Genomic DNA, 23,753 nt, shown 5'->3' on the forward strand with positions numbered 1-23,753 from the left:
CCAGCATCGAGCACCCCACCACCCCGTCGGCAAGACCATCAAACGCGCCGAATCAATCAAGGAACACCGAGGCCAGACTGGTTAAACGCCAAGCTGAGAAGCTGTTGTCCAACTCCCGCTGGGCTCGGAACGCTTCTGAACCGGCGACCCGTCAGTCCCGACAACGATCGCGTCGCTCCCCCAGGGCGGCGGCCTCCTCCGGGGTGAGGCCGCCGCCCTCGGCGTATGCGGCGTCGAACGCCTCGTCGCCGAGCACGGCGCGGGCGCGGCGGGAAGCCTCGTCGCGGTTTCTGCGCTCGATCGAACCGAAGTGGTGGTGGGCCGGCAACTGCGCGTCGGCCGCGGCGAGCACCATGGCCGCGTCGCGAGCCCCGCGATGGTCCCCGGTACCGGCCAGCGCCCGCGCGAGGACCATCAGGTGGACGGCGGCCATCTGCGGCGCCACCATCCGGGTGAGCGGGTCCCCGGCCCGGGCCAGCGCTGCCGTCGCATGCTCGACAGCCTCGTTGTAGCGGCCCTCCTCGTTGTCCAGCCACGCCAGGAGACCCAGCACGAACCCCTTGAACATCATGAGGGGCCCGGCCGTGAACTTCTCGAGCAGCGCCTCGAGATGAGTCCTCGCCTCGTCGATGCGACCGGTGCGCCCGAGCCACATCGCGAGAAACATCCGCGCCATCGGCCAGCTCTCCCGGCCCGGTGACTCCTCTTCCTCGGCGAGCAGCGCCCGCAGGATCTCCTCGGCCTCGTTGCCCCGGTCGCTCTCCATCAGTACGCCCGCGTACCGTGCCCGCAGCACCAGGACCTGGGACCGTGCGCCGAGTCGCTCGGCGTGGCCGAAGGCGCTGCGGTAGTCCTCGGCGGCGCGCGCGTAATCACCGGTCCGCTCGTGGGCCTCGCCACGCGCCGACAGCGCCTCGGCTGCCCCCCAGGCATCACCGATCCGGGTGAACAGTGCCAGCGCCTCGTCGGCGTCCCGGGCCGCATCGCCCGCCCAGTCGCTCCGGTTGGCCAGCACATTGGCCCGCAACTGCAGGGCGACGGCGAGTTCCCAGTCGTAGCCGATGTCCCGGCAGCCCCGCACGGTCTTCTCGAGGATCTCGTCCAGCCGCTCGTCACTGGTCAGCATCACCGAGAAGAACCACAGTGAGCCGGGCATCCGGCAGGTCTGGGGCAGCCCCGGGCGGTAGGTCTGGGCGATGGTGTTCATCCGCTCCATGCTCTCCGGCGCCAGCCAGCTGCCCTGGTCGAACTCCGCCGTGGCGAGCGCGATCAGCCGCGCTCCGCGCCGGGCCTCCTCGAGCAGTTCGGGCCGCATCGGGGGCGGGGCGTCGGTGCATCTGTCGTACAGCGGCGGGGCGGGCGTGACCGGCGGTTCGAAGGGGTCGGGCCCGAGTTCACAGGCCGCCTCGGCCCAGTACCGCGAGTCACTGCGCAGATCGCGCATCTGCCAGTACCAGGCGAGGGCGTGCAGCATGACCAGCACCTCCTGCTCGTCGCGGGCGGCGACGGCACGGCGCAGTGCGGTGCGCAGGTTCTCGTACTCGCGCACGATCAGGTCGATCGCGGCCCGCTGCCCGGGGCCGCGCAGTTCGATGTCGGCGCGGCGCACCAGCTCGCGGTAGTACACCAGGTGCCGTCGTTCGGCGTCCTCCCGGTCGCCGGACTCGTCGAGCCGTTCGGCGGCGTACTCACCCACCGTCTCCAGCAACCGATAGCGCATCGTCCCGGACTCCGAATCCACGGCGACCACCAGGGACTTGTCGACCAGCGAGCCCAGCCGGTCCAGGGCGTCCGGCCCGCAGACCGCTTCGGTGGCCGTCAGATCGCAGCCTCCGGCGAAGACCGAGAGCCTGCGCAGGGTCGCGCGCTCCCCCTCGTCGAGCAGATCCCAGGACCAGTCGACGACCGCGCGCAGCGTCTGCTGGCGCGGCAGCGTGGTCCGGAAGCCGCCGGTGAGCAGACGAAAGCGGTCGTCCAGGCGGTCGGCGATCTGGCGCGGGCCGAGCATCCGCAGCCGGGCCGCGGCGAGTTCGATGGCGAGCGGCAGCCCGTCCAGGCGGCGGCAGATCTCGGCGGCGGCTTCCGGGTCGTCCTCGATCCGGAAGCCGGGCCTGGCGGCCGCCCCGCGTTCCGCGAACAGCCGCAGCGAGGACGGCTGAGGCAGCGGTTCCACTGGGCGTACCACTTCCCCGGGGACCCCCAGCGGCTCGCGGCTGGTCGCCAGGACGGTGAGCCCGGGGCACTGCGCGAGCAGTTCGTCGGCGAGGGCGGCGGCCGCCTCGATGAGGTGCTCGCAGTTGTCGAGCAGCAACAGCATCCGGCGTCTGGCACAGTGCTCGGCGAGCCGGGTGAGGGGGTCCGCCGCATGTCGGTCGGCTGCCCGTATCTCGTCGGCGCCCGCGCCGCGCAGCACCGTCTCGCGTCCCCCGAGCGCGGTCAGTACCGCCTCGGGCACGGTCTCCGGGTCATCCACGGGGGCCAGTTCGGCCAGCCAGACCCCATCGGGCCAGGCTTCAGCGGCGGCCTCGGCGGCCTCCTGGGAGAGCCGCGTCTTGCCGGCACCGCCCGGCCCCAGGAGTGTCACGAGCCGGGCCCGCCCCAGGTCGGCGCGGAGCGCCGCGATGTCGCTCTCGCGGCCGACGAAACTGGTGAGCCTGGGGCGGAGGTTCCCAGCGGTGCGGTTCCGGTTCCCGGCCGCGTGGTCCCCGGCGTAGCCGTCCGGCGCCGGCGGTCCGGACGCGGCACCGTTCGCCTGCCCGGACGGTGCGGGCGGTGCGAGGGGTACGGACGGTGCAGGCGATGCGAATGGTGCGGGCGCTGCGAGGGGTGCCGACGATGGGAGGGGTGCGGCAGCAGCTGCGGGTGCGAGCAACTCCGCGTGCAGCGCCCGCAGTTCGGGCCCCGGATCGGCGCCGAGCCGTTCGACGAGGTCGCGCCGCACCTCCTCGTACGCGGCCAGCGCCTCCGCTGCCCGCCCGGCGTCCCGCAGCGCGCGGATCCGCAGAGCCCGCAGGGGTTCGTCGATGGGATGGGCGTCGCAGAGCGCGGCCAGCTCCGGCAGCGCCTCGTCGGCACGCCCCAGTGCCAGCGCCGCGGTCAGCGCGGTCCTGCGAGCGTCCAGTCGCCGGGTCTCCCAGCGGGCGGCGACGGCGGCACGGTCGGGAAGGTCGGCGAGCACCGGATCCCGCCACAGGGCCAGCGCGTCCTCGAGCAGGCCCGCGGCCTTCTCCGGGTCGCCCCCGTCCAGTGCCCTGCTGCCCTCCCCGGCGAGCCGCTCGAAGCGGTACAGGTCGATGTCGTCGGCATCGGCGCGGAGCCGGTAGCCGCCGTCCACCGAGTCGATGGCGGTGTGCCCGAGCGCCCGCCGCAGCCGGGCGACCAGCGCCTGGAGCGCACCGGTGGCGTCGGCCGGCGGCTCGCCGTCCCACACCTCGTCGACGAGGACGCCGGCCGGGACGGTCCGGCCCACGCGCAGCGCCAGCACGGTGAGCAGGGCGCGCAGTCGCGCACCGCCGATGGCGATGGCGGTTCCGTCGTCGCGGAGTGCCTGAGTCGTGGAGAGGATCCGGTAGCGCACCGGCCCATTGTCCGTTATCGCGAACACATCAGCCGCCCGATGTCTCCATCGGTGTCGCCACCGATGCCTCCGCCGACGTCTCCACCTCGACGAGAACGCCGGTCTCATAACGGCGCCGACCCCCTTCAGCAGGGCTGCGCCGGAACCACTTCGGGCAGGTCCGCACCGCTCGCAGCGACCGCTCCCCCGGCGCCCGCCGGTACTCGCCGGTGCCCGGTAGCACGGTGAAGCCGTCGGTCACCACCCGAATCGACCGCACCCGCCCGGCCACCCGCCTGGTGTCCGGTCCGCCGGCGCCGTGTGTGGCGACGTGCAGCACTCCGGCGTCCTCCGGGTCATCGGCCGCGCCGGGCGACGCCTCCCACACCACTTCGTCCCCCACCGAGAACGGCGTGCCACAGCACTCCATCGCCCAGTCGGCATACATCACCTGCCTTACGGTCATCCCCCCAGCTTCCCCGGAACTCCCCTCCCGGCGCGAGACGTTTAGAAGCCGGCGTCCAACTCCCGCCGGATCACCTGTACGGTCGGGGATCCCCGAGACCCGTCCCCACGACCAGGAGCACTGCCCATGCCCACCGCCACCACCCGCCACAGCGACCGGCGGGTCAGCCCTGTCTTCCTCGGGATCGTCGCGGTCATGGTGGTCACCGGCTGGGCGGTGTGGACGGATTTCGCGCCGGTGCCCGGCCTCGCCGTGTTCCTGTTCGTGACAGCCGCGTGGGTGGTCTCACTCTGTCTTCACGAGTACGCCCACGCCCGGAGCGCCCTGCACAGCGGGGACATCTCGATCGGCTCGAAGGGCTACCTGACGCTCAACCCCCTCGCCTACACCCACGCTCTGCTCAGCATCGTGCTGCCCGTCGTCTTCGTGATCCTGGGCGGCATCGGGCTTCCCGGCGGTGCGGTGTTCATCGAGCGGGGCCGGATCCGGGGCCGCTGGAAGCACAGCCTGATCTCCGCGGCGGGTCCGCTGACGAACGCCCTGTTCGCGGTGGTCTGCACGGCGCCGTTCTGGCTGCACGCCCTGGACGGTGTGCCGCTGGTCTTCCGTTACGCGCTCGGTTTCCTCGCCCTGCTCCAGGTCACCGCCGCGATCCTGAACTTCCTGCCCGTCCCGGGCCTGGACGGATACGGCGTGGTCGAGCCGTGGCTTTCGTACGGGATCCGCCGCCAGGTCGAGCCGTTCGCGCAGATCGGGCTGCTGGCGGTCTTCGCCCTGCTCTGGATCCCCTCGGTGAACCACGTGTTCTTCGACCTGGTCGACGCGATTCTGCGCGGGCTCGGGGTCGGCGATGTCGAAACCTACTGCGGTCAGGCGTTCTACCGGTTCTGGCAGGGCAAGCCGGAAGCGCTGTTCTGCCCGTCCGGCGGCTGACGCACACTTCCCGGTGGCGCCTGGTTCCTGGTGGCGCGCGCTTCCCGGCGGCGCCCACTTCCCGGCGGCGCCTACTTCGCGGCAGTGGCCGAGGCGCCCGTGTGCCGGCCCCTGCGCAGATAGAACCAGGCCATGTTCGATGAGAGTCCGGCCAGCAGGATCCAGACGATCCCGATGAGACTGCCCTGGACGAAGGACACCACGGCCGCAGCCACGGCAAGGGCGCAGACGACGAGGGCGTACACAGCAAGGCGGGGCATGGGGGTCGGCTCCACTTCCGGAAGGACGGCATCTCTCCCGCCCATTGTCCCCCATGCCCGCTTCGCCCTCACACGTCGGTGACGCGCAACCCCGCATGCGCCTTGTACCGGCGGTTGACCGAGATCAGGTTCGCCACCAGCGACTCGACCTGGTGGGCGTTGCGCAGCCGTCCGGCGAAGACCCCCCGCATGCCGGGGATACGGCCGGCCAGCGCCTGCACGATCTCGACGTCGGCGCGCTCCTCGCCCAGCACCATCACGTCGGTGTCGATCTCGGCGATCTCCGGGTTCTGCAGGAGCACGGCCGACAGGTGGTGGAAGGCGGCGGCGACCCGCGCCTCCGGCAGCAGAGTCGCGGCCTGTTCGGCGGCGCTGCCCTCGGCCGGCTTCAGCGCGTACGCCCCCTTCTTGTCGAAGCCGAGCGGGTTGACGCAGTCCACCACGAGCTTGCCGCTCAGTTCGTCCCGCAGTGACTCCAGCGTCTTGGCGTGCCCTTCCCACGGCACCGCCACGATGACGATGTCGCTGCGGCGCGCGCAGGCCGCGTTGTCCGCGCCCTCGACGCCGTGCCCCAGCTCATCGGCGGCGCTCTGCGCCCGCTCCGCCGCCCGCGAACCGATGATCACCTGCTGGCCCGCCCTGGCCAGCCGATAGGCGAGTCCGCGCCCCTGGTCCCCGGTCCCGCCGAGGACCCCCACGACCAGGCCCGATACGTCGGGGAGGTCCCAGGGGTCCTTGGGGGCGGGCTTCTGTGCACTGTCGGTGGAAGTCATGGGGCGACCTTACGTTCCGCGGGCGGCGGACCTCCCGGGGCCACCTCTCCCGTCGTCACCGCCCGCCCGGGTCAGCTGCCCGCACGGGTGAATCCGCGCCAACTCGCCCTCCCGGCGCGCCGACTGCGGCAGGATGCCGCCCCATGGATGCCGTCCGTGTGGCTCTGCTGAGAGAAGTGCTTGCCGGGACCGAGTGGCCGCGCGCCACCCGGAGGTTCGCGGGAGCGCTCCGGTCGTCCGTGGTGCCGCACGGTGGCGGGCTGCTGCTGGTGGGGACCGAGCGGCACGAGCCGTGGCATCTGGCCGCGCACCTGGTCGACGAGGCCGCCTGGTCGGGACTGCCCGAGCTGGCGCCGACGCTGGTACGGCACCGGGTCGGGGCCGGGGAGCCCGCGCATCTGTCGGTCGGACTCGGGCGGCTGGAGGCGGCGGGGCGGGGTGAGACGCTGCTGCTGGTGGTGGAGCAGCAGCCCGGCGAGGGCCTGCTGGAGCGGGTGCACGGGGCGCGCCGGGCCGGGGCGACGGTGCTGTCGCTCGACGGCGGGGACCCGGAGGTGCGGGGGCTCGCGCACGAGACGCTGACGGTGGCCGGTGAGGACGAGGTGGACTTCGACACCGTGCAGCATCTGGTCAGCGCGGCGGCCGGCGAGAACAGCCTGCCCGTCCAGCGGGGCCGGCCGCGCTTCCGGGACCGGCTGTCACGCCTCGCCGACCAGCTGACCGCTCCGCCGCCGAGCCGCTGGTAATCCGGTTGCGGGCGGAAAGCGACCCGGCCGAGCCCGACCCCTGGCGGCTCCCCCCACACGGCTCGGCGCGATACGTCCCGATCCGGCTCCCTGGCGTTCCTCGCACGGCTTCCGGCTGCGGTGGATCCAGGAGCTGAGCACCTACTTCGGCAGCTCGACGGCGCTGATCGCACTGCCGCCGCAGATCGAGGAGCTCACCGCGTCACCGGCCGCGGTCGGTGCGATGGGCGCCGTGGAACTGGTGCCGCTGGTGGCCTTCCGGCTGTACGGAGGCGCGCTCGCCGGCGCCGTCGACCGCCGCACGGTGATCCTGCGCACCGAGGCGGCGCTCGGCCTGTCGGCCGTCCGCTGCTGGCGAAGGTGCCCGGAAATCCGCTGCGGTGGCCCGTCCAGGTCGTCGCCGCCGGGTTGTCCGCCCTCGCAGGGCTGCGGCGCCCCGCGCTGGACCCCCTGATGGCGCGCATCGTGCCGTACGACCAGCTGACCGCGGCCGCCGCTGAACGCCCTGCGCCGGCAGACCGGCGCGATCGTGCGCCCGGCACCGGCGGGTCTGGTCGTCGCGTGCGCCGGGTACGCCGCCGCGTACAGCGTCGCAGCTGAGCCGCGCCCGGCAGGAGGTGGCGGCTGCGCTCTGAGCGGCGGCCCCGGTCAGTTGGCTCCGCCGCTCCGGTCGCTCCAGTTCGGGTCGTTGTCCCAGTCCTCGTTGCGCTCCGCCGCCCGGTCCATGGCGTGATTCGCCTCCTCGCGGGTGGCATAAGGGCCGAAACGGTTCTTCGACGGGCACTCGGGGCCCTCTTCGGCCTTCTTGTGCTGCAGGCAGTAGTACCATTCGCCCGGTTTCGGGGCCGCGCGCTTCTTGAACAGAGCCATGGTGCGCTCCTCTCTCCTACACTCGCTGACATGTCTGGCCAGTCACTGCTTGTACCAGGGGAGCTCTCTCCCACCCGTTCCGTCCCCGGAAACATCCGGCGTCCCGAGTACGTGGGCAAGCCCGCGCCGACGCCGTACACCGGACCGGAAGTCCAGAACGCCGAAACCATCGAGCGGATGCGCGTGGCGGGCCGTATCGCCGCGCAGGCGATGGCGGAGGCCGCCAAGTACATCGTGCCCGGTGTGACGACGGATGAACTCGACCGGGTCGCTCATGAGTTCATGTGCGACCACGGGGCCTACCCGTCCACGCTCGGCTACCGAGGGTTCAAGAAGTCGCTCTGCACCTCGGTCAACGAAGTGATCTGCCACGGGATTCCGGACTCCACGGTGCTCCGGGACGGCGACATCGTGAATCTGGACGTCACCGCCTACCTCAACGGCGTGCACGGCGACAACAACGCGACCTACCTCTGCGGTGACGTGGACGAGGAGTCGAAGCTGCTGGTGGAACGGACCAGGGAGTCGCTCAACCGGGCGATCAAGGCGGTCCGGCCCGGCCGTCAGATCAACATCATCGGCCGGGTCATCGAGTCGTACGCGAAACGATTCGGCTACGGGGTCGTGCGGGACTTCACCGGTCACGGCATCAGCACCGCGTTCCACTCCGGCCTGATCGTTCCGCACTACGACAGCCCGTACGCGACCCAGCTGATCCAGCCCGGGATGACCTTCACCATCGAGCCGATGCTCACCATCGGCACGCACGAGTACGACATGTGGGACGACGGCTGGACCGTGGTGACCAAGGACCGGAAGCGGACCGCGCAGTTCGAGCACACGCTGGTGGTGACGGAGACCGGGGCGGACATTCTCACGCTGCCCTGACGGTCGGGGGCCGGCCGGGCGTGCCGCTCAGCCGGCGAACCGCACCCGGCCGCCCAGTTCGATCGTGCCGTCCGGGGCGGGTGCGGTGAGCAGCTGGGAGCCGCGGCCCTGCGTGATGTTGAGCGCCCTGCCCAGCTCCGCGGTGAGCAGCAGAGCCGCCGCTCCGGTCGCCTCGTCCTCGGCGATCCCGTCGTCGCGACGCGGGAACCCGCGGGCCCTGACCCGTCCCGCGGCCTCGTCCTCCCAGGCCCAGGCGTACAGCCATCCCTCGCCGGGCGGCGGGCTCGGCAGCGCGTCGACGTCGGCGGCCGAGGCGTACCGCCGGATCTGCCGCTGCGGCGCCCATTCCGCGCGGGCGGTGATCCAGGTGAACTCGCCGTCCTGGCGGGCGAAGACGTCGCCGACCGCGAGTTCCAGCACGTCGATGTCCAGCAGCCAGGCGGTACCGACCAGCGAGTGCCCGGCGAACGGGAGGCGCCGGCCGGGGGTGTAGATGTCGAGGTGGCCGCGCTCCGGATCGTCGACGAACACGGTTTCGCTGAAGCCGAGCTCACCGGCGAGCGCCTGCCGGGACGCCACATCGGGGCAGCGGCTGCCGTCCCGCACAACGCCCAGCTTGTTGCCGTGGCCGCCGTCGGGCGCGCAGAAGACGCTGAGTACGTCGATCTCGTTCACGCCGACATTCAAGCAGGGCGTGCAAACAAGCAGGGGTGCAAACGAGCAGGGGCAAACAAGGAGGGGGTTCGAACCGCCTCCGCGCATGACGTGCCGTCCCGTCCTGCCACCGCCCCGTCAGGAATCGGCCAAGCCGAGGTCAAGTGAGACCCGAATCACGACCCTGGTGTGTCCCAGCCAGGTAAGCCTCAGTTAAGTTAGGTTCGCCTCACTCGCCCTTTCACCCAGCGTGGAGCCCGTATGCGACCCGTCCGTCTCTCCGTCGTCACCGCAGCCACAGCCGTGGCGGCCCTGACCGCCGTCACGGGCTGTGCCGAGAAGAGTGACGCGAAGGCAGGGGGCGGCGGCACCGTCCAGGTCACCGCGAGTGACTCCTCCTGCAAGGTGTCCAAGACGGAATTCCCGGCGGGCCACGTGAAGTTCGCCCTGCAGAACAAGGGCTCCAAGGTCACCGAGGTCTATCTGCTCTTCCCCGACGACCGCATCGTCGCCGAGCGCGAGAACATCGGCCCCGGCCTGAGCTCGACGCTGACGGCCGAGGTGAAGGCCGGCAGCTACGAGATCGCCTGCAAGCCGGGGATGAAGGGCAGCGGCATCCGCCAGAAGGTGACCGTCTCCGGCGGCAAGGCCGTCAAGCGGGATCCGAAGCTGGACGCCGCGGTCGCCGCCTACCGAACGTACGTGCAGGCGCAGGCCGACGCGACGATGCCGAAGGTCAAGGTCTTCACCGACGCCGTCCGTAAGGGCGGCCTGGCGGCCGCCAGGAAGGCGTATGCCCCCTCGCGTATCGGCTGGGAACGGACCGAGCCGGTCGCCGAGTCGTTCGGCGACATCGACCCGAAGACCGACACCCGCGCGGATGGCCTGGAGAAGGACCAGAAGTGGACGGGGTGGCACCGCCTGGAGAAGTCCCTGTGGCAGGACAAGAAGATCGGCGCCACCGAGAAGACGCTGGCGACCCGGCTGGACAAGGACCTCGCCGACTGGCAGAGGCGGGTCGGCACCGCCGAGATCACCCCCACCTCGATGGCCAACGGTGCCAAGGAGCTCCTCGACGAGGTCGCCACCGGGAAGGTCACCGGCGAGGAGGAGCGCTACAGCCACACCGACCTGGTCGACTTCAAGGCGAACCTCGAAGGCGCGCAGCAGGCGTACGAGCTGTTGAAGCCGGTCGCTTCGAAGAACGACCCGGCGCTGACCAAGGAACTCGACCAGCAGTTCGGCTCGCTGACCAAGCTGCTCGACAACTACCGCACGGACAAGGCCGGGTACGACTTCGTCTCGTACGACAAGGTCTCCGAGAAGGACCGCAAGGGACTCTCGGACGCGGTCAACGCGCTGGCCGAACCGCTGTCCAAGCTCGCCGCCGCCGTCTCGAAGTAGCGAAGGAGGTCCGTGATGACTGACGAACCCACCACCGGGGAATCCGCCTCCCGTACGCCGTCACGCCGTTCGCTGATCGGCTGGGGCGGTGCCGGGCTCGCGCTGGGCGCCGTCGCCGCGGGCGGGACCGCCGCCGCGCTGCATACCGGCGAGGATGCCGTGCCCGCGGCCGACACCGGCGGGGCCGTGGCGTTCCACGGGGTGCACCAGGCGGGCATCGCCACCGCTGTCCAGGACCGGCTGCACTTCGCGTCCTTCGACGTCACCACCGATGACCGCGCCGAGTTGGTCCAGCTACTCAAGGACTGGACGAAGGCGGCGGCGGTGCTGACCCAGGGACACCCGGTCGGCGACGGGGCCTACGGCGGTCTGCCGGAGGCTCCGCCGGACGACACCGGTGAGGCGCTCGGCCTCAGTCCGTCCCGGCTGACGCTGACCGTGGGATTCGGCCCCGGGCTGTTCGAGAAGGGCCGCTTCGGCCTCGAGGACAAGCGGCCGGATGCGCTGGTCGATCTGCCGAAGTTCCCCGGCGACAACCTGGAGGCGACGCGCAGCGGCGGCGACCTGTGCATCCAGGCCTGCGCCGACGACCCGCAGGTCGCGGTGCACGCGATCCGCAATCTGGCCAGGATCGGCTTCGGCAAGATCGCCATCCGGTGGTCGCAACTGGGCTTCGGCAAGACCTCGTCGACCACCCCGGACGCCCAGACGCCGCGCAACATGATGGGCTTCAAGGACGGCACGAGGAACATCTCGGGCACCGACACCGCCGCGCTGAAGGACCACGTGTGGGTGGCGGACAAGGCCGGCCCCGACTGGATGACGGGCGGCTCCTATCTGGTGGCGCGCCGGATCCGGATGCACATCGAGACCTGGGACCGTTCCTCGCTGCAGGAGCAGGAGGACGTCTTCGGCCGCAGCAAGGGCGAGGGCGCGCCGGTCGGCAAGGCCAAGGAGCGCGACGAGCCGTTCCTGAAGGCCCTGCTGCCCACCTCACACGTGCGGCTGGCCCACCCGGACTCCAACCACGGGATCCGTATCCTGCGGCGCGGCTACTCCTTCACCGACGGTACGGACGGCCTGGGCCGGCTGGACGCCGGGCTGTTCTTCATCGCGTACCAGAAGGACGCGCGTGAGGGCTTCATCCCGCTGCAGCGCAGCCTGGCCCGGCACGACGCGCTCAACGAGTACATCCAGCACGTGGGTTCGGCGCATTTCGCGGTCCCGCCCGGCGTCCGTGACAAGAGCGACTGGTGGGGCCGTGCACTCTTCGCGTGACTCCCGCAATCCGGTTCCTGCAACCAGGAAGGACCCGACGTGTTCGGCAACTATCTGATCGGTCTGCGCGAGGGGCTCGAAGCGAGCCTGGTCGTCTGCATCCTCATCGCCTATCTGGTCAAAACGGAGCGGCGTGACGCGCTGCGGCCGATCTGGATCGGCATCTCGACCGCCGTGCTGGTGGCGCTCGCTTTCGGCTTCGCGCTCGAGTTCGGTTCGCAGGAGCTGACGTTCAAGGCCCAGGAGGCGCTCGGCGGGTCGCTGTCAATCATCGCCGTGGGTCTGGTGACCTGGATGGTCTTCTGGATGCGGCGCACCGCGCGGCATCTGAAGACCGAGCTGCACGGCAAGCTGGACACCGCTCTGCAGATGGGTACCGGAGCGCTCGTCGCGACCGCCTTCCTGGCGGTGGGCCGGGAGGGTCTGGAGACCGCGCTGTTCATCTGGTCCTCGGTTCACACCTCGACCAACGGCACCCAGGGCCCGATGATCGGCGCGCTGCTCGGCATCGCCACCGCCGTGGTGCTCGGCTGGCTGTTCTACCGGGGCGCGGTCCGGATCAACCTGTCGAAGTTCTTCACCTGGACCGGCGGCATGCTGGTGATCGTGGCCGCGGGTGTGCTCGCGTACGGCGTCCACGACCTGCAGGAGGCCGCCTTCGTCCCCGGTCTGCAGAGCCTGGCGTTCGACATCAGCTCGACGATCCCGCCGGACAGCTGGTACGGCACGCTGCTGAAGGGCGTGTTCAACTTCCAGCCCGATCCGACGGTGCTGCAGACAACGGTCTGGGTGCTCTATCTGGTCCCCACGCTCGTGCTGTTCCTGGCCCCGGTAGGGTTCGCAGCGTCCTTGAAGGCAGCGGGATCGCGGGAGCAGAAGGCAACTGATGAGCAGGCTGGGGCGGCTGACGGCGGGGCTCGTGACGGCGGCGGCGATGTCGCTGACGGCGAGCGGGTGCATGACGGTGCACGGCGAGCTGGAGGTCGTGCCGTCGGCGACGAGGGCTGAGGCGGCGCAGGTACTCGCCGCCTTCACCGCCGCGTACAACAAGGCGGACAAGGCCTACGACCCGGCTCTGGACGCGGACCGGGTCACCGGCGCGCTCGGGGCGATCAACCAGGCGGGGCTGAAGGCGCGGCATTCCATCAGCCCGGGCGGCAATGCCGGGCACACGGAACTCGAGCTGACGGACGCGAAGTTCGCCATCCCGAAGAAGGCCGGCTGGCCGCGCTGGTTCGTCGCCGACACCGACTCCAACCGGGACCAGGACAGCGGGAAGCTGGACACCCGCTGGCTGGTGGTCTTCGTCCGCAATGCCGTGGACCAGCCGTGGAAGGCTGCCTATCTGTCGGTCCTCACACCCGCCGAGGTGCCGGTGTTCGCCACGGACAAGGACGGCTGGGCGAAGCCGGTCGAGCCGGCCGACCCGTCGCTCGCGGTGGCGCCGAAGGACCTGAGCGCGCAGTACGCGTCGTACCTCAAGGGCGGCACGCCCCAGCACTTCGCTCCGGGCACCCACACCAGCGTCTGGCGGCAGTCGCGGGCCAAGAACGCGAACCTGCCGGGGCTCGCCACCCAGTACGTCGACCAGCCGCTGACCACCGGCGACTATCGGCCGCTGGGACTGGCCACCCGGGGTGGCGGGGCGCTGGTCTTCTTCGCCACCCGCCACTACGAGCAGCAGACCGCGGCGAAGGGCCTGCATCTGACGGTCCCCGCGGATGTGAAGGCGCTGATGACCGGCGACGCCCAGAGCACCATCACCAAGGAGCGGATCTCCAACGAGGCCGCCCGGGTGCCCGCGAAGGGACAGGTGACCGTCCTCGACCGGGAGCAGGGTCTGGTGGCCGCCAAGGGCGCGTGACGCCCCCGGCGCGGCGTCTCGGCGCAGGTCGTTTCGGTACCCGGTGACTCGGCCCGGTCGTCTCGGCGCCGGTTCGTCCCGGCCCGGTCGTCTCGGCGCCGGTTCGTCTCAGCGCCGGTCGTGCCGGCGTCGGGAGGGTATCAGCGGCCGAGCGGCCAGGCCACCGCGCCGGCCTCCGGACCGTGGTCACCCGCGTAGCGGGCGCAGGCGTCGGTGAGCGTCTCCAGGAGGGTCAGCGGGTCGGGCAGCTCGTGTTCCAGACCGCGGACCCAGTCCACGCTCGCCCCGCCGGGCAGCCGCGCGGGCGGTACGAGTACGTAGCTGCCGCGGCAGTGCCAGCGCAGCCCCGGGTGCTCATCCATCGTCTCGGGGTGGCAGTCGAGCTCGCACGGCCACCACTCGTCCTCGTCCTCGGGGGTGCCGCGGGTGGCGGTGAAGAAGAGCATCCGGTCCTCGCCGGACCGGGCGACCGGACCGACGTCGATCCCCTGGGCGAGCAGCCGCTCCAGTGCGCTGCGTCCTGCGTCGAGCGGGACATCGAGCACGTCGAGAACCATGCCGGTCGCGGTGATGAAGTTGGCCTCCGGCTGGTTGCGGACCCACCGTTCGACCTGGGAGCGGTCCGTCGTCGACTGGGTCTGCCAGGCGAAGGAGAGCGGATGCCGGGCCGGCGTGGGACAGCCCACACGGTCGCAGGAACATCGGTAACCGATGGGGTGGGCGGCCGGTGAGAGCGGCAGACCGGCGGCCGCGGCGGCTGTCAGCAGCGTTTCGCGGCGGAGCTCACCGTCCGGTGACTCCTTGGGGCGGCGTCGCAGCCACTGGGGCATCCTGCTCGTCGTGACTCGGTTTCGGCCGAACTCTGTTCCCATCTATCCCCTCACTTCACCGCAGCCCCCACGGACCTCCATGCTGCCACCATCCTGCGCCCCGGGTGACCACACCTGCCGCCCGGGGTGGGTCCACCGGCCCCGCACGGGTCACTCGCCGGGCGGCCAGGCGTCGCCCCACTCGGTGTCCCGGGCCGCACGGTAGAGGTCGCCCTGCCGCTTGGAGACCGCTTCCCGGGTGAGCTCGCCGGCGTCCGTGCAGAGCTCCAGCAGCACCAGGCCCTTGCGGATCTGCGGTTTGCGTACGACCCGGGCGGCGGCGGCCTCCGCGTCGCCGCGAACGGCGGCGACGTAGCTGAACTTCTCGTCCTCGTACGGCAGGGTTCCGCCCTTGATCCGCCGGTGCAGCGATGATCTGGTCACCCGGGCCGAGAAGTGGCACCAGTCGCTGCCGCGTTCGATGGGGCAGGCCTCGCTGTGCGGGCAGGGTGCGGCGATCCGCAGGCCCGCGGCGATCAGCCGGTCGCGCGCTGCCATGATCCGCAGGTATCCGTCGGGGGTGCCCGGTTCGACGACGACGACGGCCTGCGCGGCGGCCGCCGCGGTGTCCACCACGGTGGTGCGGTCGGCCTCGGTCAGCTCGCCCAGGACATAGGAGAGGGTGACGAGATCGGTGCTCTGCAAGCTGAGCGCCGTTCCGATCCGGGCGCGCCGCCACTCGGCGTGCCGCAGCCCGGACGGTCCCGCGGCCGCGGCCAGTTCACGGCCGAGGTCGAGCGCGGGCTCCGCCCAGTCCAGCACGGTGCTGCGGAGATCGCCGCCGGTGTCCTCCCAGGCCGCGGCGACCGCCCAGCTCGCCGCCCCGGTGCCGCCCCCGATGTCCGTGTGGGTGGCGGGCGCCCAGCCGGGCACCGCGGCCCGGAAGGCGGCCAGTGCGGATCGCACCGCCTCGAAGGTCGCGGGCATCCGGTACGCCGCGTACGCCGCGACGTCCGAGCGATCGCGCAGAACCGGGGTGTGGGTGGGGGTGGTCCCCCGGTAGTTCGTGATCAGCCGCTCGACGGCCTGCGCCGCCTGTTTGGGCGGCAGCCCGTCGAGAAGACCGGCGAGGGCGTTGCGCAGGGCCTCTGCGGCGGGAAGGGAGTCGTTCACCGAAAGAGTCTAGACGGTGGTCCGAGGACGGGCTTTCCCCGCGGCACGGTGGCGCTACCGGCGGGGCTCCGGCACAGCCCCGCGCTGCTGCCAGGGACGGCACATCGCCAGGAAGCAGGTTCCGGCGCCCAGCGCGCACACCAGCTGCACCACCGCCATCGGGGCCGCCGTCGCCTCGCCCGCGATGCCGACCAGCGGGGACGTCACCGCGCCGAGCAGGAAGGTCGATGTGCCGAGCAGTGCCGATGCCGAGCCCGCGGCATGCGGGGTCCGCATCAGGGCCTGCGCGTTGGTGTTCGGCATGGCGAGCCCCATCGCCGACATCAGCACGAAGAGCCCTGCGGCGATCGGGAACAGGCCGACGTGACCGAAGACCCCGGTCGTCATCAGCAGCAGGGCGCCGGCGGCGAGCGTGATGACGGAAAGCCCGAACCCGAGGGCCTTGTCCAGGCTGACCCGGCCGACGAGCACCTTGCCGTTGAGCTGGCCGACCGCGACCAGACCGACCGAGTTGATGCCGAAGAGCAGGCTGAACGTCTGCGGCGACGCGCCGTAGATCTCCTGCACGACGAAGGGCGACGCGGAGATGTAGGCGAAGAGCGCCCCGAAGGCGAGACCGCCGGAGAGCAGATAGCCGGTGAAGACCCGGTCGGCCAGCAGTTCGCGCATGGTGCGGAGGGCGTGGCCGACGCCGCCCGGATGGCGCTGCTCCGGCGGCAGCGTCTCGTGCAGCCACTTCCACACCACCAGGGTCAGCAGGGCGCCGATGAAGGTGAGGAGGACGAATACCCCCCGCCAGTCGGTGATCTGCAGGATCTGCCCGCCGATGAGCGGGGCCACCACGGGTGCCACCCCGGAGATCAGCATCAGGGTCGAGAAGAACCGGGCCATGTCCATGCCGTCGTAGAGGTCACGTACCACCGCACGGGCGATCACGATGCCCGCGGCGCCGGCGAGTCCCTGCAACAGCCGGAAGCCGATGAGGAGTCCGGCGCTCGGTGCGAAGGCGCAGACCGCGGTGGCCGCGACGTACACGACCATGCCGATGAGCAGCGGCCGGCGCCGCCCCCACTTGTCACTCATCGGTCCGACGACGAGCTGGCCGAGCGCCATCCCCACCAGGCAGGCGGTGAGAGTGAGCTGGACGGTGGCGGCGGGAGCGTGCAGTGCTCCGGCGACCCCCGGCAGCGCGGGGAGGTACATGTCCATGGAGAGCGGCGGGAGCGCGGTCAGACCGCCGAGGACGAGTGTGACGAGGATTCCGGTGGAGCGGACGGCGGCGGGCGCGGGGTGCCCGACGCGTATGTGCGCGGGTGCGGAGGTCTTCGGCATGGCCTCTATGCTCTCAGCTCATAAGCAGTGGTCGGGACGATTTTTTGGGGCCGGGATGGACAGAACCGTGCGCTGGGGCGTGCTCGCAACGGGCGGCATAGCCGCGGCATTCACCGCTGACCTGCAGGGGATGCCGGACACCGAGGTGGTAGCGGTGGCCTCGCGCACCCTCGCCTCGGCGAAGGGATTCGCCGAACGCTTCGACATTCCCCGGGCGTACGGCACCTGGGACGAACTCGCCGCCGACGACGAAGTCGACGTGGTCTACGTCGCCACACCGCACTCCGCGCACCGGGCCGCCGCCGGACTCTGCCTGGAGGCCGGCCGTGCGGTGCTGTGCGAGAAGGCGTTCACGCTGAACGCCCGGGAGGCGGCCGAGCTGGTCGGCCTCGCGCGCTCGCGCGGCAGCTTCCTGATGGAGGCGATGTGGATGTACTGCCATCCGCTGCTGCGACGCATGGTGGGGCTGGTGAACGACGGGGCGATCGGTGAGATCCGCACCGTGCAGGCCGACTTCGGCCTGGAGGGCCCGTTCGACGCGGGTCACCGGCTGCGTGACCCGGCGCAGGGTGGTGGGGCGCTGCTCGACCTCGGCGTGTATCCGGTCTCCTTCGCGCAGCTGCTGCTGGGCGAGCCGGACCGGGTACAGGCCGACGCACTGCTGTCGGCCGAGGGCGTGGACCTGAACACCGGGATGCTGCTGGGCTGGGACAGCGGGGCGAGCGCCCTGCTCAGTGCCTCGGTGACCGCCGACACCCCGCAGACCGCCGCGGTGAGCGGCACGGCGGGCCGTATCGAGTTTCCGCGCGGCTTCTTCCACCCGGAGCGATTCGTACTGCACCGGGCCGGCCGGGAGCCCGAGGAGTTCACCGCCGAGCAGGCCGGGGGCGCTCTGCACGGGATGCAGTACGAAGCGGCCGAGGTCATGCGCTGCCTGCGGGCGGGCGAGACCGAGTCACCCCTGGTGCCGCTCGACGGCACGCTGGCGGTGATGCGGACGCTCGACGCGGTGCGGACGCGCATCGGCGTCCGCTACCCGGTGGACGGCGCGCCCGCCTGAGACTGTCGTAATCTGCGCCTTTATGGATACATCTGAAAAGACAGCGGTCGTCACCGGAGCCGGCTCGGGCATCGGCCGGAGCGTCGCGCTCACCCTCGCGGAGGCCGGCTGGTCGGTGGCGCTGGCCGGCCGTCGAACCGAGAAGCTGGCGGAGACGGCGTCGCTCACGGAGGGCGACACCTTCTGCGTCCGGGCCGACGTCTCCTCCCCCGACGAGGTGACCGCGCTCTTCGCAGCGGTGCGTGACCGGTGGGGCCGGCTCGACCTGCTCTTCAACAACGCGGGCACCGCCGGCCCCGGCGGTGTGACGGTGGAGGACCTCCCGTACTCGGCCTGGCGCAAGGTCGTCGACACGAACCTGACCGGGTCGTTCCTGTGTGCGCAGGCCGCCTTCCGGCTGATGAAGGAACAGGACCCGCAGGGCGGTCGGATCATCAACAACGGTTCCGTCTCGGCCCATACGCCGCGGCCGAACTCGATCGCCTACACCGCGACCAAGCACGCCCTGACGGGTCTGACCAAGTCCCTTTCGCTGGACGGCCGTCCGTACCGGATCGCGTGCGGGCAGATCGACATCGGGAACGCGGCGACCGAGATGACGGAACGGATGCAGCGGGGTATCCCGCAGGCCAACGGCGAGTTGGCGGTGGAGCCGGTGATGGCGGCGGCGGATGTGGCGCGGACCGTGCTGCACATGGCGGAGCTGCCGCTGGAGGCGAATGTGCAGTTCGCGACGGTGCTGGCGACGGCGATGCCGTACGTGGGACGGGGTTAGTCCGGCCGCCTGCCGCTCCCGGAAGCCACGAAGCCGCCCGACGATGCCGCTCCTCGAGGCGCTGCCGCCGTGAAACGCTGCCGCCATGGACGACGCGACCTGGAACACCATCGGCCGGCTCCACACCTGGCTTGCCGAAGCCGCCACCCGCCCGCCCCGCGAGGAGACTCTGCTCCGCATCCTGAAGCTGTCGGAAGAGGTGGGCGAGGTGGCGCAGGCCGTCATCGGCGTCACCGGGCAGAACCCGCGCAAAGGCACCACGCACGGCTGGCAGGACGTCCAGGACGAACTCTGCGATGTGATCGTGACCGCGATGGTCGCCCTGCGGACGCTCACCCCCGAAGCGGCCGAGGTCTTCACCACCCATCTGCAACGCGTCGCGGACCGCTCCCTCGACGGGACCGGCCCGGCCGCTTGACCTGTGCCCTGCCGCCCTGTCAGTGCTTACGGACCCGGCGGGGCCGGCGATTACGCACCGCCACCGTGCCGGCCGCCAGCACGGCGGTCAGTCCGCCGCCCACCCCCAGGAGTGGCCAGGAACTGCTGTCGGCACCGGGCTTGTCGGACCGCGCCGCCTGGGCCCCGTTCGCCCGGGCCGCCGCTGTCGAGCGGGAGGCCGTTTCGCTGAGCGGCTCCACGAGCGTGCCGATGGGGGTGACCTTCGTCGCCGCCCGGAAGCCCCAGTCGAGGAGCGCCTGGGTGTCCTTGTACACGGCGTCGTAACCGACTGCCGGGTGCATCACCGTGACCAGGAGGGTCCGGCCCGCCCGGGTCGCGGCGCCGGTGAAGGTGTTGCCCGCGTGCGTGGTGTAACCGTTCTTGACGCCGATCATGCCCTGGTAGACGCCGAGCAGGCGGTCGGTGTTCTGGATCTGGAAGTTCTTGCCGTGGCGCCCCGGGAACTCGGCCACCCGCATCCCGCAGTACCCCCGGAACTGCTCGCTCCGCAGCCCGTGCCGGGCGAACAGCGAGAGGTCGTACGCGGAAGACATCTGCCCGGGGTGGTCGTAGCCGTCCGGACTGACCACATGGGTGTCGAGTGCCTGAAGGTCCTTGGCCTTCGTCCCCATCTCGCGCACCGTCGCGGCCAGCCCGCCGTTCATCGAACTCAGCACGTGGACGGCGTCGTTGCCCGACCGCAGAAAGACCCCCCGCCACAACTCGTCGACGGTGTACGTCGTCCCGGCCTCGACCCCCACCAGGCTGCTGCCCTCCGGTACGTCCGCCAGGTCTGCGGCGGTGACCCGGTACTTCTCACTTCCGCTGAACTTCGGCAGAACGGTGTCCGCGAACAGCATCTTCAGAGTGGAGGCCGGCGGCAGCCGCCGGTGCGCACGGTAGGCAGCCAGTACCTCGCCGCTGGCGTAATCGGCCACCAGCCACGCCTGGGCCTCGGCGCGCGGCAGCTTCGGCGCACCGCCCAGCCGTCTCACCTGCACGCCGTCCAGGCCGAGCCGTTCGCCCCCCACCGCGGTGGCGGCCGAGGCGGGGGCGGCTCCGGCAAGGAGCGCGGCGGGCACGGCAGCGGCGGCGAGGCCGAGCACTGCGCGCCGTGAGGGCGAAGCGTTGCTGGTCACATGGCTGATCGTACGAACCTGGCGGGAGGGTGGGAACGGCGGGGGCACCGGACCGACGGCCCCGGTGGCAGCCTCCGTACGCGAAGCTTTTTCGTGGAATATATTGTCACCAATTTAGTCAGCGGTTAGTTCGGTCATCAGCCCGCCCCCTTCACGAGGGACCGCGGTGATCATCGACTGCCCCGGTCACTGCACGACCGCCCCGCCGCGGCTGGAGGCATGGCGCAATCAGCAGAACGACGGTCCGGCCGACCATGGGCAACGTCTTCTTCGACACCTGCGCCTACCACCAGCCCGGTTCGTACCTCCTGTTCGACGTCATCCCCGCCCGGAACCTCCTCTTCGCCTCGGAAATGATCGGTACGGTCCGCTCCGTCCACCCACGGACCGGTCACCACTTCGAGACACCCGTCGCTATGCCGAGGCCGCCAAACTGTCGGTGGACGACCTGGCCGCGATCCAGGAAACCCGTCGCGTCCGACGTTCCGGCTGCCGCCGGGAACCGTCGACGCGCAGTGCCACGTCTTCGGCCGCAGGCCGATTTCCCGTTCGCGCCGGAGCGCAAGTACACGCCCTGCGACGGTGGCAAGGCCGACCTTTTCGCGCTCCGCGCGGGGCTGTCAGGCGTACGGGACGGCCGGGGGCGGCGGGGTCCAGCGGTCGGTCCTCGGGCCGGTGGAGGTGACGCCGTACGCGCTCTTGAGGTGTTCCGGGATGGCGTAGTGCATGACCCGGCCGCGGGTGAGTGAGCTGAGCTCGAAGAGGGTGGTGAAGTGACCGAGCCGGTCGAGGGCCCAAGCACCCAGGGGGGAGTTGTCCTCGATGCGTTCGAGGATTCCGAGCAGCGCGGGAGCGGCTTTGACGGCTGTGTCCCAGGCGGTCCGCGGGACTTGGAGCCAGTCCGCGCAGGTGTCGCCCACGAGGTAGCGGATGAGAGCGGCGACCAGCGGGTCCAGGAGGGTTCCGGGGACGACCTCTTCGTACAGGTCGATGAGTTGGCGGGTCAGCCTGGCGCCTTCCTCGGACGGGCCCATGTGCCGGGTCATGTAGAGGTCCGAGAACTGCCGGGCGCTGTCGAGACCGTCCGGTGCGTGATCGAGGTCGATGCCGAGCATCGCGCCGACCACGCGCCAGGCGTAGAAGTAGGACTCCGCGCCGTCGACCGACATGTGGATGCCCAAGCGGTGCAGTGCGTCCAGGATCTGGATCGAGAACATCATCTGGCCGCCGATCAGGTCCTCCTGACAGATCGGCGTGCCCAGCCCGGCCACGTCCCAGCGGTCCTCGCGGCTGAGGTGGTAACGGATGGAGGCGTGCAGCAGCCGCACCTTCTGCGCGGCAGGAATGAACCGGCTGCCCGCTTCGAACGCCTCCGGCTGCATCAGATGGACGACGAACTGTCCGGTCTCGGCCATGCGCCGTGAGGGGTAGTCCAGGGAGTGGGTGGCGCTGAGCAGCTTGGCCACATGGGGAACGACGTAGCAGGCAGGCATCGCCGCGAAGGACAGCGCGGTGGAGATGTGCACGTTGTTGTCGATGAAGAAGAGCCGGGCCTGCTCCATCCGGTCCCAGTCCACCCAGTCCGGTGGGGTGCTGGTCGCCTCCAGGTATTCGCGGGCCACGTCGGGGAGCCCGTCGGGGAGATCCTGGCCGACGGTGGAGAAATAGCGCATCAGGGTGTTGAACTTGCCGACCTCGCCGCGCTCGAACAGTGTGTTCACCGTCGCGTCGGCAAGCTCGTCGCCCAGGACCCGCAGGGCGTTCATGGACTCGTTCGAGTAAGGCGTGCGGGGCGTGTTCGCGTGAGGCATGGACATCGGGTCCTTTCGGCGGATCAGGACTGGCGGGCTGCGGCCGAGCCCACCAGGTGCAGCAGCGCGTCGGCAGCGCAGGCCGGCAGGTCCGCGCGGCCGATCGCATCGACCGCCTCCTGCGTGCGCCGAGTGATCATCTCCTCGACGCGGGCGGGAGCTCCGGTGCGCTGCATGATCGCCCGCATCCGCAGCAGCGCGTCGTCATCGAGGTCGGACCGCCCGAGCAGGCCGTCCAGTTCCGCACGCTCGGCCGCGGTCGCGGCCGACCAGGTCTGGGCGAGCAGGGCGGTGGGCCGGTTTCCGCTGATGTCGTCCAGATTCGCCTTGCCGGTGCGCTCCGGGTCACCGAACAGCCCGAGCAGATCGTCGCGCAGTTGGAACGCCTCGCCCAGAGGCAGTCCGTAGGCGGTGAAGGTCTTCATCACGGAGTCGGACACACCCGCGAGCGCCCCACCGATGTGCAGGGGGTGCTCGACCGTGTACTTCGCCGTCTTGTACCTGATGACCTGCAGCGAACTGGCCGTATCGGGCCGACCACCGGTCCGCAGGATCTCCAGGCACTCGCCGGCGATGAGCTCCCTGGCCATGACCGCCCACAGTCCTCTTGCCCGGGACAGGTAGGCCGCGGGCAGGCCGCAGGAGGTGAAAAGCTGCCCGGCCCACGACATCAGCAGGTCCCCGGCCAGCATGGCCAGCGACCTGCCGCCCGCGGTGGAGCGGGTCCGGCCGGCGCAGGCCGAACGCAGGGCGATATGTGCGGTGGGCCTGCCGTGCCGCGCTGAGCTTTCATCGATCAGGTCGTCATGGACGACGGCTGCAGCATGCACCAACTCGATCGCCGCGGCGGCCTTGACCAGCGCATCGCTGTCCGGTTGGCCGCCTGCCCGCCACCCCCAGTAGCAGAACGCCGCCCGCAGCCGCTTGCCTCCGGCCACGGCCGCGGCCAACTGCTCGGCCACCGGGAGCAGATCGGCGTCCACGGCGACGAACTCCGCCGACTCGCGCCGAGTGAACTCCTGCAGAACGGCGTCCACCCGGGCACGGAGTGCGCCCTGCTGCTGATCCTCGCGCACCGAACGCGCGCCAGACACCACAAGCGTCCCAGGCACCACAGACACCCCCGGAACCACACGCGTCCCAGGCACCACACGCGACTCAGGCATCGCGCTGACCGGGACCAGCGGCGGCGCACCGACGGGCCAGCAGTTCCATGTGCGGTTCGCCCAGGGACACGCTCCGCTCGAGCGCGAGCCGCCCCCGCGCCTTCATCTCCTCCTGACCGTCCTGAGCCAGTTCGGCCAGGTCCGACCGTCGTAACAGACCTCGCGCTCCTCGCAGCACCGAACCGACCCCGCTGAGCATCAGATCAGCCACCCCGGCAGCCACCAGCACCGCGTCGCTCCCTCGGCCGTCCCCCGCCCCGTCACCCGCTGGCGTCACGGCATCCCCCCTTGCTCCCGGCCGACGTGACCCGTCTGCCGCCGTCGGGGAGAGTCTGTCCAGCCCGCCGGGGCTCCATGG

The 23,753-nt window shown here is 71.0% G+C and carries 23 protein-coding genes and 3 pseudogenes; 13 read left to right on the plus strand and 13 right to left on the minus strand.

Annotated features, from left to right (window positions below; genetic code table 11):
• Window positions 1–151 precede the first annotated feature (151 nt).
• Both AB0M87_RS26870 and AB0M87_RS26875 read right to left on the minus strand, forming a co-directional pair.
• Window positions 152–3,577, minus strand: coding sequence for a BTAD domain-containing putative transcriptional regulator (locus AB0M87_RS26870; RefSeq protein ID WP_365857294.1), 3,426 nt, complete (start codon window positions 3,575–3,577; stop codon window positions 152–154).
• Window positions 3,578–3,605: 28 nt separating this feature from the next.
• The gene (locus tag AB0M87_RS26875; protein ID WP_365857296.1) at window positions 3,606–4,022 is read right to left on the minus strand and encodes a DUF6578 domain-containing protein; all 417 of its coding nucleotides are present in this window, start codon (window positions 4,020–4,022) and stop codon (window positions 3,606–3,608) included.
• Window positions 4,023–4,148: 126 nt separating this feature from the next.
• Between AB0M87_RS26875 and AB0M87_RS26880 the strand changes: the two genes are divergently transcribed.
• Entirely contained in the window at window positions 4,149–4,955 is an 807-nt protein-coding gene (locus AB0M87_RS26880) for a site-2 protease family protein (protein WP_365857298.1), read from the plus strand.
• A gap of 71 nt (window positions 4,956–5,026) precedes the next feature.
• On the opposite strand, the gene AB0M87_RS26885 is transcribed toward AB0M87_RS26880, so the two are convergent.
• Both AB0M87_RS26885 and npdG read right to left on the minus strand, forming a co-directional pair.
• Window positions 5,027–5,215, minus strand: coding sequence for a hypothetical protein (locus tag AB0M87_RS26885; protein WP_365857300.1), 189 nt, complete (start codon window positions 5,213–5,215; stop codon window positions 5,027–5,029).
• A gap of 68 nt (window positions 5,216–5,283) precedes the next feature.
• A complete protein-coding gene (gene npdG, locus AB0M87_RS26890) occupies window positions 5,284–5,988 on the minus strand; it encodes an NADPH-dependent F420 reductase (protein WP_365857302.1) in 705 nt (234 codons plus the stop codon).
• Window positions 5,989–6,131: 143 nt separating this feature from the next.
• On the opposite strand from npdG, the gene AB0M87_RS26895 reads away from it, so the two are divergent.
• Both AB0M87_RS26895 and AB0M87_RS26900 read left to right on the plus strand, forming a co-directional pair.
• Window positions 6,132–6,734 (plus strand): hypothetical protein, encoded by a 603-nt coding sequence (locus AB0M87_RS26895; protein WP_365857303.1) that lies wholly within the window; start codon window positions 6,132–6,134, stop codon window positions 6,732–6,734.
• Window positions 6,735–6,774: 40 nt separating this feature from the next.
• Window positions 6,775–7,326, plus strand: a pseudogene (locus tag AB0M87_RS26900) (MFS transporter); the annotation flags it as partial.
• Between the two features lie 56 nt (window positions 7,327–7,382).
• On the opposite strand, the gene AB0M87_RS26905 reads toward AB0M87_RS26900, so the two are convergent.
• Window positions 7,383–7,604 (minus strand): hypothetical protein, encoded by a 222-nt coding sequence (locus AB0M87_RS26905; RefSeq protein WP_365857305.1) that lies wholly within the window; start codon window positions 7,602–7,604, stop codon window positions 7,383–7,385.
• 30 nt (window positions 7,605–7,634) lie between these two features.
• On the opposite strand from AB0M87_RS26905, the gene map reads away from it, so the two are divergent.
• Window positions 7,635–8,492: a type I methionyl aminopeptidase gene (gene map / locus AB0M87_RS26910; RefSeq protein WP_365857307.1), complete on the plus strand. Its 858-nt coding sequence runs from the start codon at window positions 7,635–7,637 to the stop codon at window positions 8,490–8,492.
• Between the two features lie 27 nt (window positions 8,493–8,519).
• Here the strand turns inward: map and AB0M87_RS26915 are convergent, their stop codons facing one another.
• On the minus strand, window positions 8,520–9,167 hold the full coding sequence (locus AB0M87_RS26915) for a PhzF family phenazine biosynthesis protein (RefSeq protein ID WP_365857309.1): 648 nt from the start codon (window positions 9,165–9,167) through the stop codon (window positions 8,520–8,522).
• A 240-nt stretch (window positions 9,168–9,407) separates the two neighbouring features.
• On the opposite strand from AB0M87_RS26915, the gene efeO reads away from it, so the two are divergent.
• From efeO to AB0M87_RS26935, 4 genes are read left to right on the plus strand one after another with little or no spacing between them, the layout of a single operon-like run.
• On the plus strand, window positions 9,408–10,550 hold the full coding sequence (efeO, locus tag AB0M87_RS26920; RefSeq protein ID WP_365857311.1) for an iron uptake system protein EfeO: 1,143 nt from the start codon (window positions 9,408–9,410) through the stop codon (window positions 10,548–10,550).
• A gap of 15 nt (window positions 10,551–10,565) precedes the next feature.
• On the plus strand, window positions 10,566–11,828 hold the full coding sequence (gene efeB, locus AB0M87_RS26925) for an iron uptake transporter deferrochelatase/peroxidase subunit (protein ID WP_365857313.1): 1,263 nt from the start codon (window positions 10,566–10,568) through the stop codon (window positions 11,826–11,828).
• A gap of 39 nt (window positions 11,829–11,867) precedes the next feature.
• Window positions 11,868–12,836 carry an iron uptake transporter permease EfeU gene (gene efeU, locus AB0M87_RS26930; protein ID WP_365857315.1) on the plus strand — a complete coding sequence of 323 codons (969 nt, stop codon included), beginning with the start codon at window positions 11,868–11,870 and terminating at the stop codon, window positions 12,834–12,836.
• On the plus strand, window positions 12,763–13,692 hold the full coding sequence (locus tag AB0M87_RS26935) for a hypothetical protein (RefSeq protein ID WP_365857571.1): 930 nt from the start codon (window positions 12,763–12,765) through the stop codon (window positions 13,690–13,692). The genes efeU and AB0M87_RS26935 overlap by 74 nt, the downstream gene beginning before the upstream one ends.
• Before the next feature lie 140 nt (window positions 13,693–13,832).
• Here the strand turns inward: AB0M87_RS26935 and AB0M87_RS26940 are convergent, their stop codons facing one another.
• The 3 genes from AB0M87_RS26940 to AB0M87_RS26950 all read right to left on the minus strand — a co-directional run bounded on the left by AB0M87_RS26940 (window position 13,833) and on the right by AB0M87_RS26950 (window position 17,006).
• On the minus strand, window positions 13,833–14,564 hold the full coding sequence (locus tag AB0M87_RS26940; protein WP_365857316.1) for a bifunctional DNA primase/polymerase: 732 nt from the start codon (window positions 14,562–14,564) through the stop codon (window positions 13,833–13,835).
• A 108-nt stretch (window positions 14,565–14,672) separates the two neighbouring features.
• Complete coding sequence (locus tag AB0M87_RS26945) at window positions 14,673–15,674, minus strand: small ribosomal subunit Rsm22 family protein (protein ID WP_365857318.1); 1,002 nt, start codon at window positions 15,672–15,674, stop codon at window positions 14,673–14,675.
• Window positions 15,675–15,728: 54 nt separating this feature from the next.
• The gene (locus AB0M87_RS26950; protein ID WP_365857320.1) at window positions 15,729–17,006 is read right to left on the minus strand and encodes a multidrug effflux MFS transporter; all 1,278 of its coding nucleotides are present in this window, start codon (window positions 17,004–17,006) and stop codon (window positions 15,729–15,731) included.
• Between the two features lie 55 nt (window positions 17,007–17,061).
• Here AB0M87_RS26950 and AB0M87_RS26955 point away from each other — a divergent pair, with 55 nt between their 5' ends.
• The 3 genes from AB0M87_RS26955 to AB0M87_RS26965 all read left to right on the plus strand — a co-directional run bounded on the left by AB0M87_RS26955 (window position 17,062) and on the right by AB0M87_RS26965 (window position 19,259).
• Entirely contained in the window at window positions 17,062–18,066 is a 1,005-nt protein-coding gene (locus AB0M87_RS26955; RefSeq protein ID WP_365857322.1) for a Gfo/Idh/MocA family oxidoreductase, read from the plus strand.
• Between the two features lie 22 nt (window positions 18,067–18,088).
• The gene (locus tag AB0M87_RS26960; protein ID WP_365857324.1) at window positions 18,089–18,841 is read left to right on the plus strand and encodes an SDR family oxidoreductase; all 753 of its coding nucleotides are present in this window, start codon (window positions 18,089–18,091) and stop codon (window positions 18,839–18,841) included.
• A gap of 85 nt (window positions 18,842–18,926) precedes the next feature.
• Entirely contained in the window at window positions 18,927–19,259 is a 333-nt protein-coding gene (locus AB0M87_RS26965) for a MazG-like family protein (protein WP_365857326.1), read from the plus strand.
• A 19-nt stretch (window positions 19,260–19,278) separates the two neighbouring features.
• On the opposite strand, the gene AB0M87_RS26970 is transcribed toward AB0M87_RS26965, so the two are convergent.
• Window positions 19,279–20,418, minus strand: coding sequence for a D-alanyl-D-alanine carboxypeptidase (locus AB0M87_RS26970; RefSeq protein WP_365857328.1), 1,140 nt, complete (start codon window positions 20,416–20,418; stop codon window positions 19,279–19,281).
• Between the two features lie 254 nt (window positions 20,419–20,672).
• On the opposite strand from AB0M87_RS26970, the pseudogene AB0M87_RS26975 reads away from it, so the two are divergent.
• Both AB0M87_RS26975 and AB0M87_RS26980 read left to right on the plus strand, forming a co-directional pair.
• A pseudogene (locus tag AB0M87_RS26975) lies at window positions 20,673–20,884 on the plus strand (amidohydrolase); the annotation flags it as partial.
• Window positions 20,884–21,029 (plus strand): annotated as a pseudogene (locus tag AB0M87_RS26980) (2-pyrone-4,6-dicarboxylate hydrolase); the annotation flags it as partial. The pseudogenes AB0M87_RS26975 and AB0M87_RS26980, both read left to right, overlap by 1 nt.
• A gap of 9 nt (window positions 21,030–21,038) precedes the next feature.
• Here the strand turns inward: AB0M87_RS26980 and AB0M87_RS26985 are convergent.
• From AB0M87_RS26985 to AB0M87_RS26995, 3 genes are all read right to left on the minus strand, one after another.
• The gene (locus tag AB0M87_RS26985; protein ID WP_365857330.1) at window positions 21,039–22,229 is read right to left on the minus strand and encodes an oxygenase MpaB family protein; all 1,191 of its coding nucleotides are present in this window, start codon (window positions 22,227–22,229) and stop codon (window positions 21,039–21,041) included.
• A 23-nt stretch (window positions 22,230–22,252) separates the two neighbouring features.
• Window positions 22,253–23,323 (minus strand): polyprenyl synthetase family protein, encoded by a 1,071-nt coding sequence (locus AB0M87_RS26990; RefSeq protein WP_365857332.1) that lies wholly within the window; start codon window positions 23,321–23,323, stop codon window positions 22,253–22,255.
• 64 nt (window positions 23,324–23,387) lie between these two features.
• Window positions 23,388–23,672: a polyprenyl synthetase gene (locus tag AB0M87_RS26995; protein ID WP_365857334.1), complete on the minus strand. Its 285-nt coding sequence runs from the start codon at window positions 23,670–23,672 to the stop codon at window positions 23,388–23,390.
• Window positions 23,673–23,753 lie beyond the last annotated feature (81 nt).

This window comes from Streptomyces sp. NPDC051320, assembly GCF_040682175.1.
Taxonomy (GTDB): Bacteria; Actinomycetota; Actinomycetes; order Streptomycetales; family Streptomycetaceae; genus Streptomyces.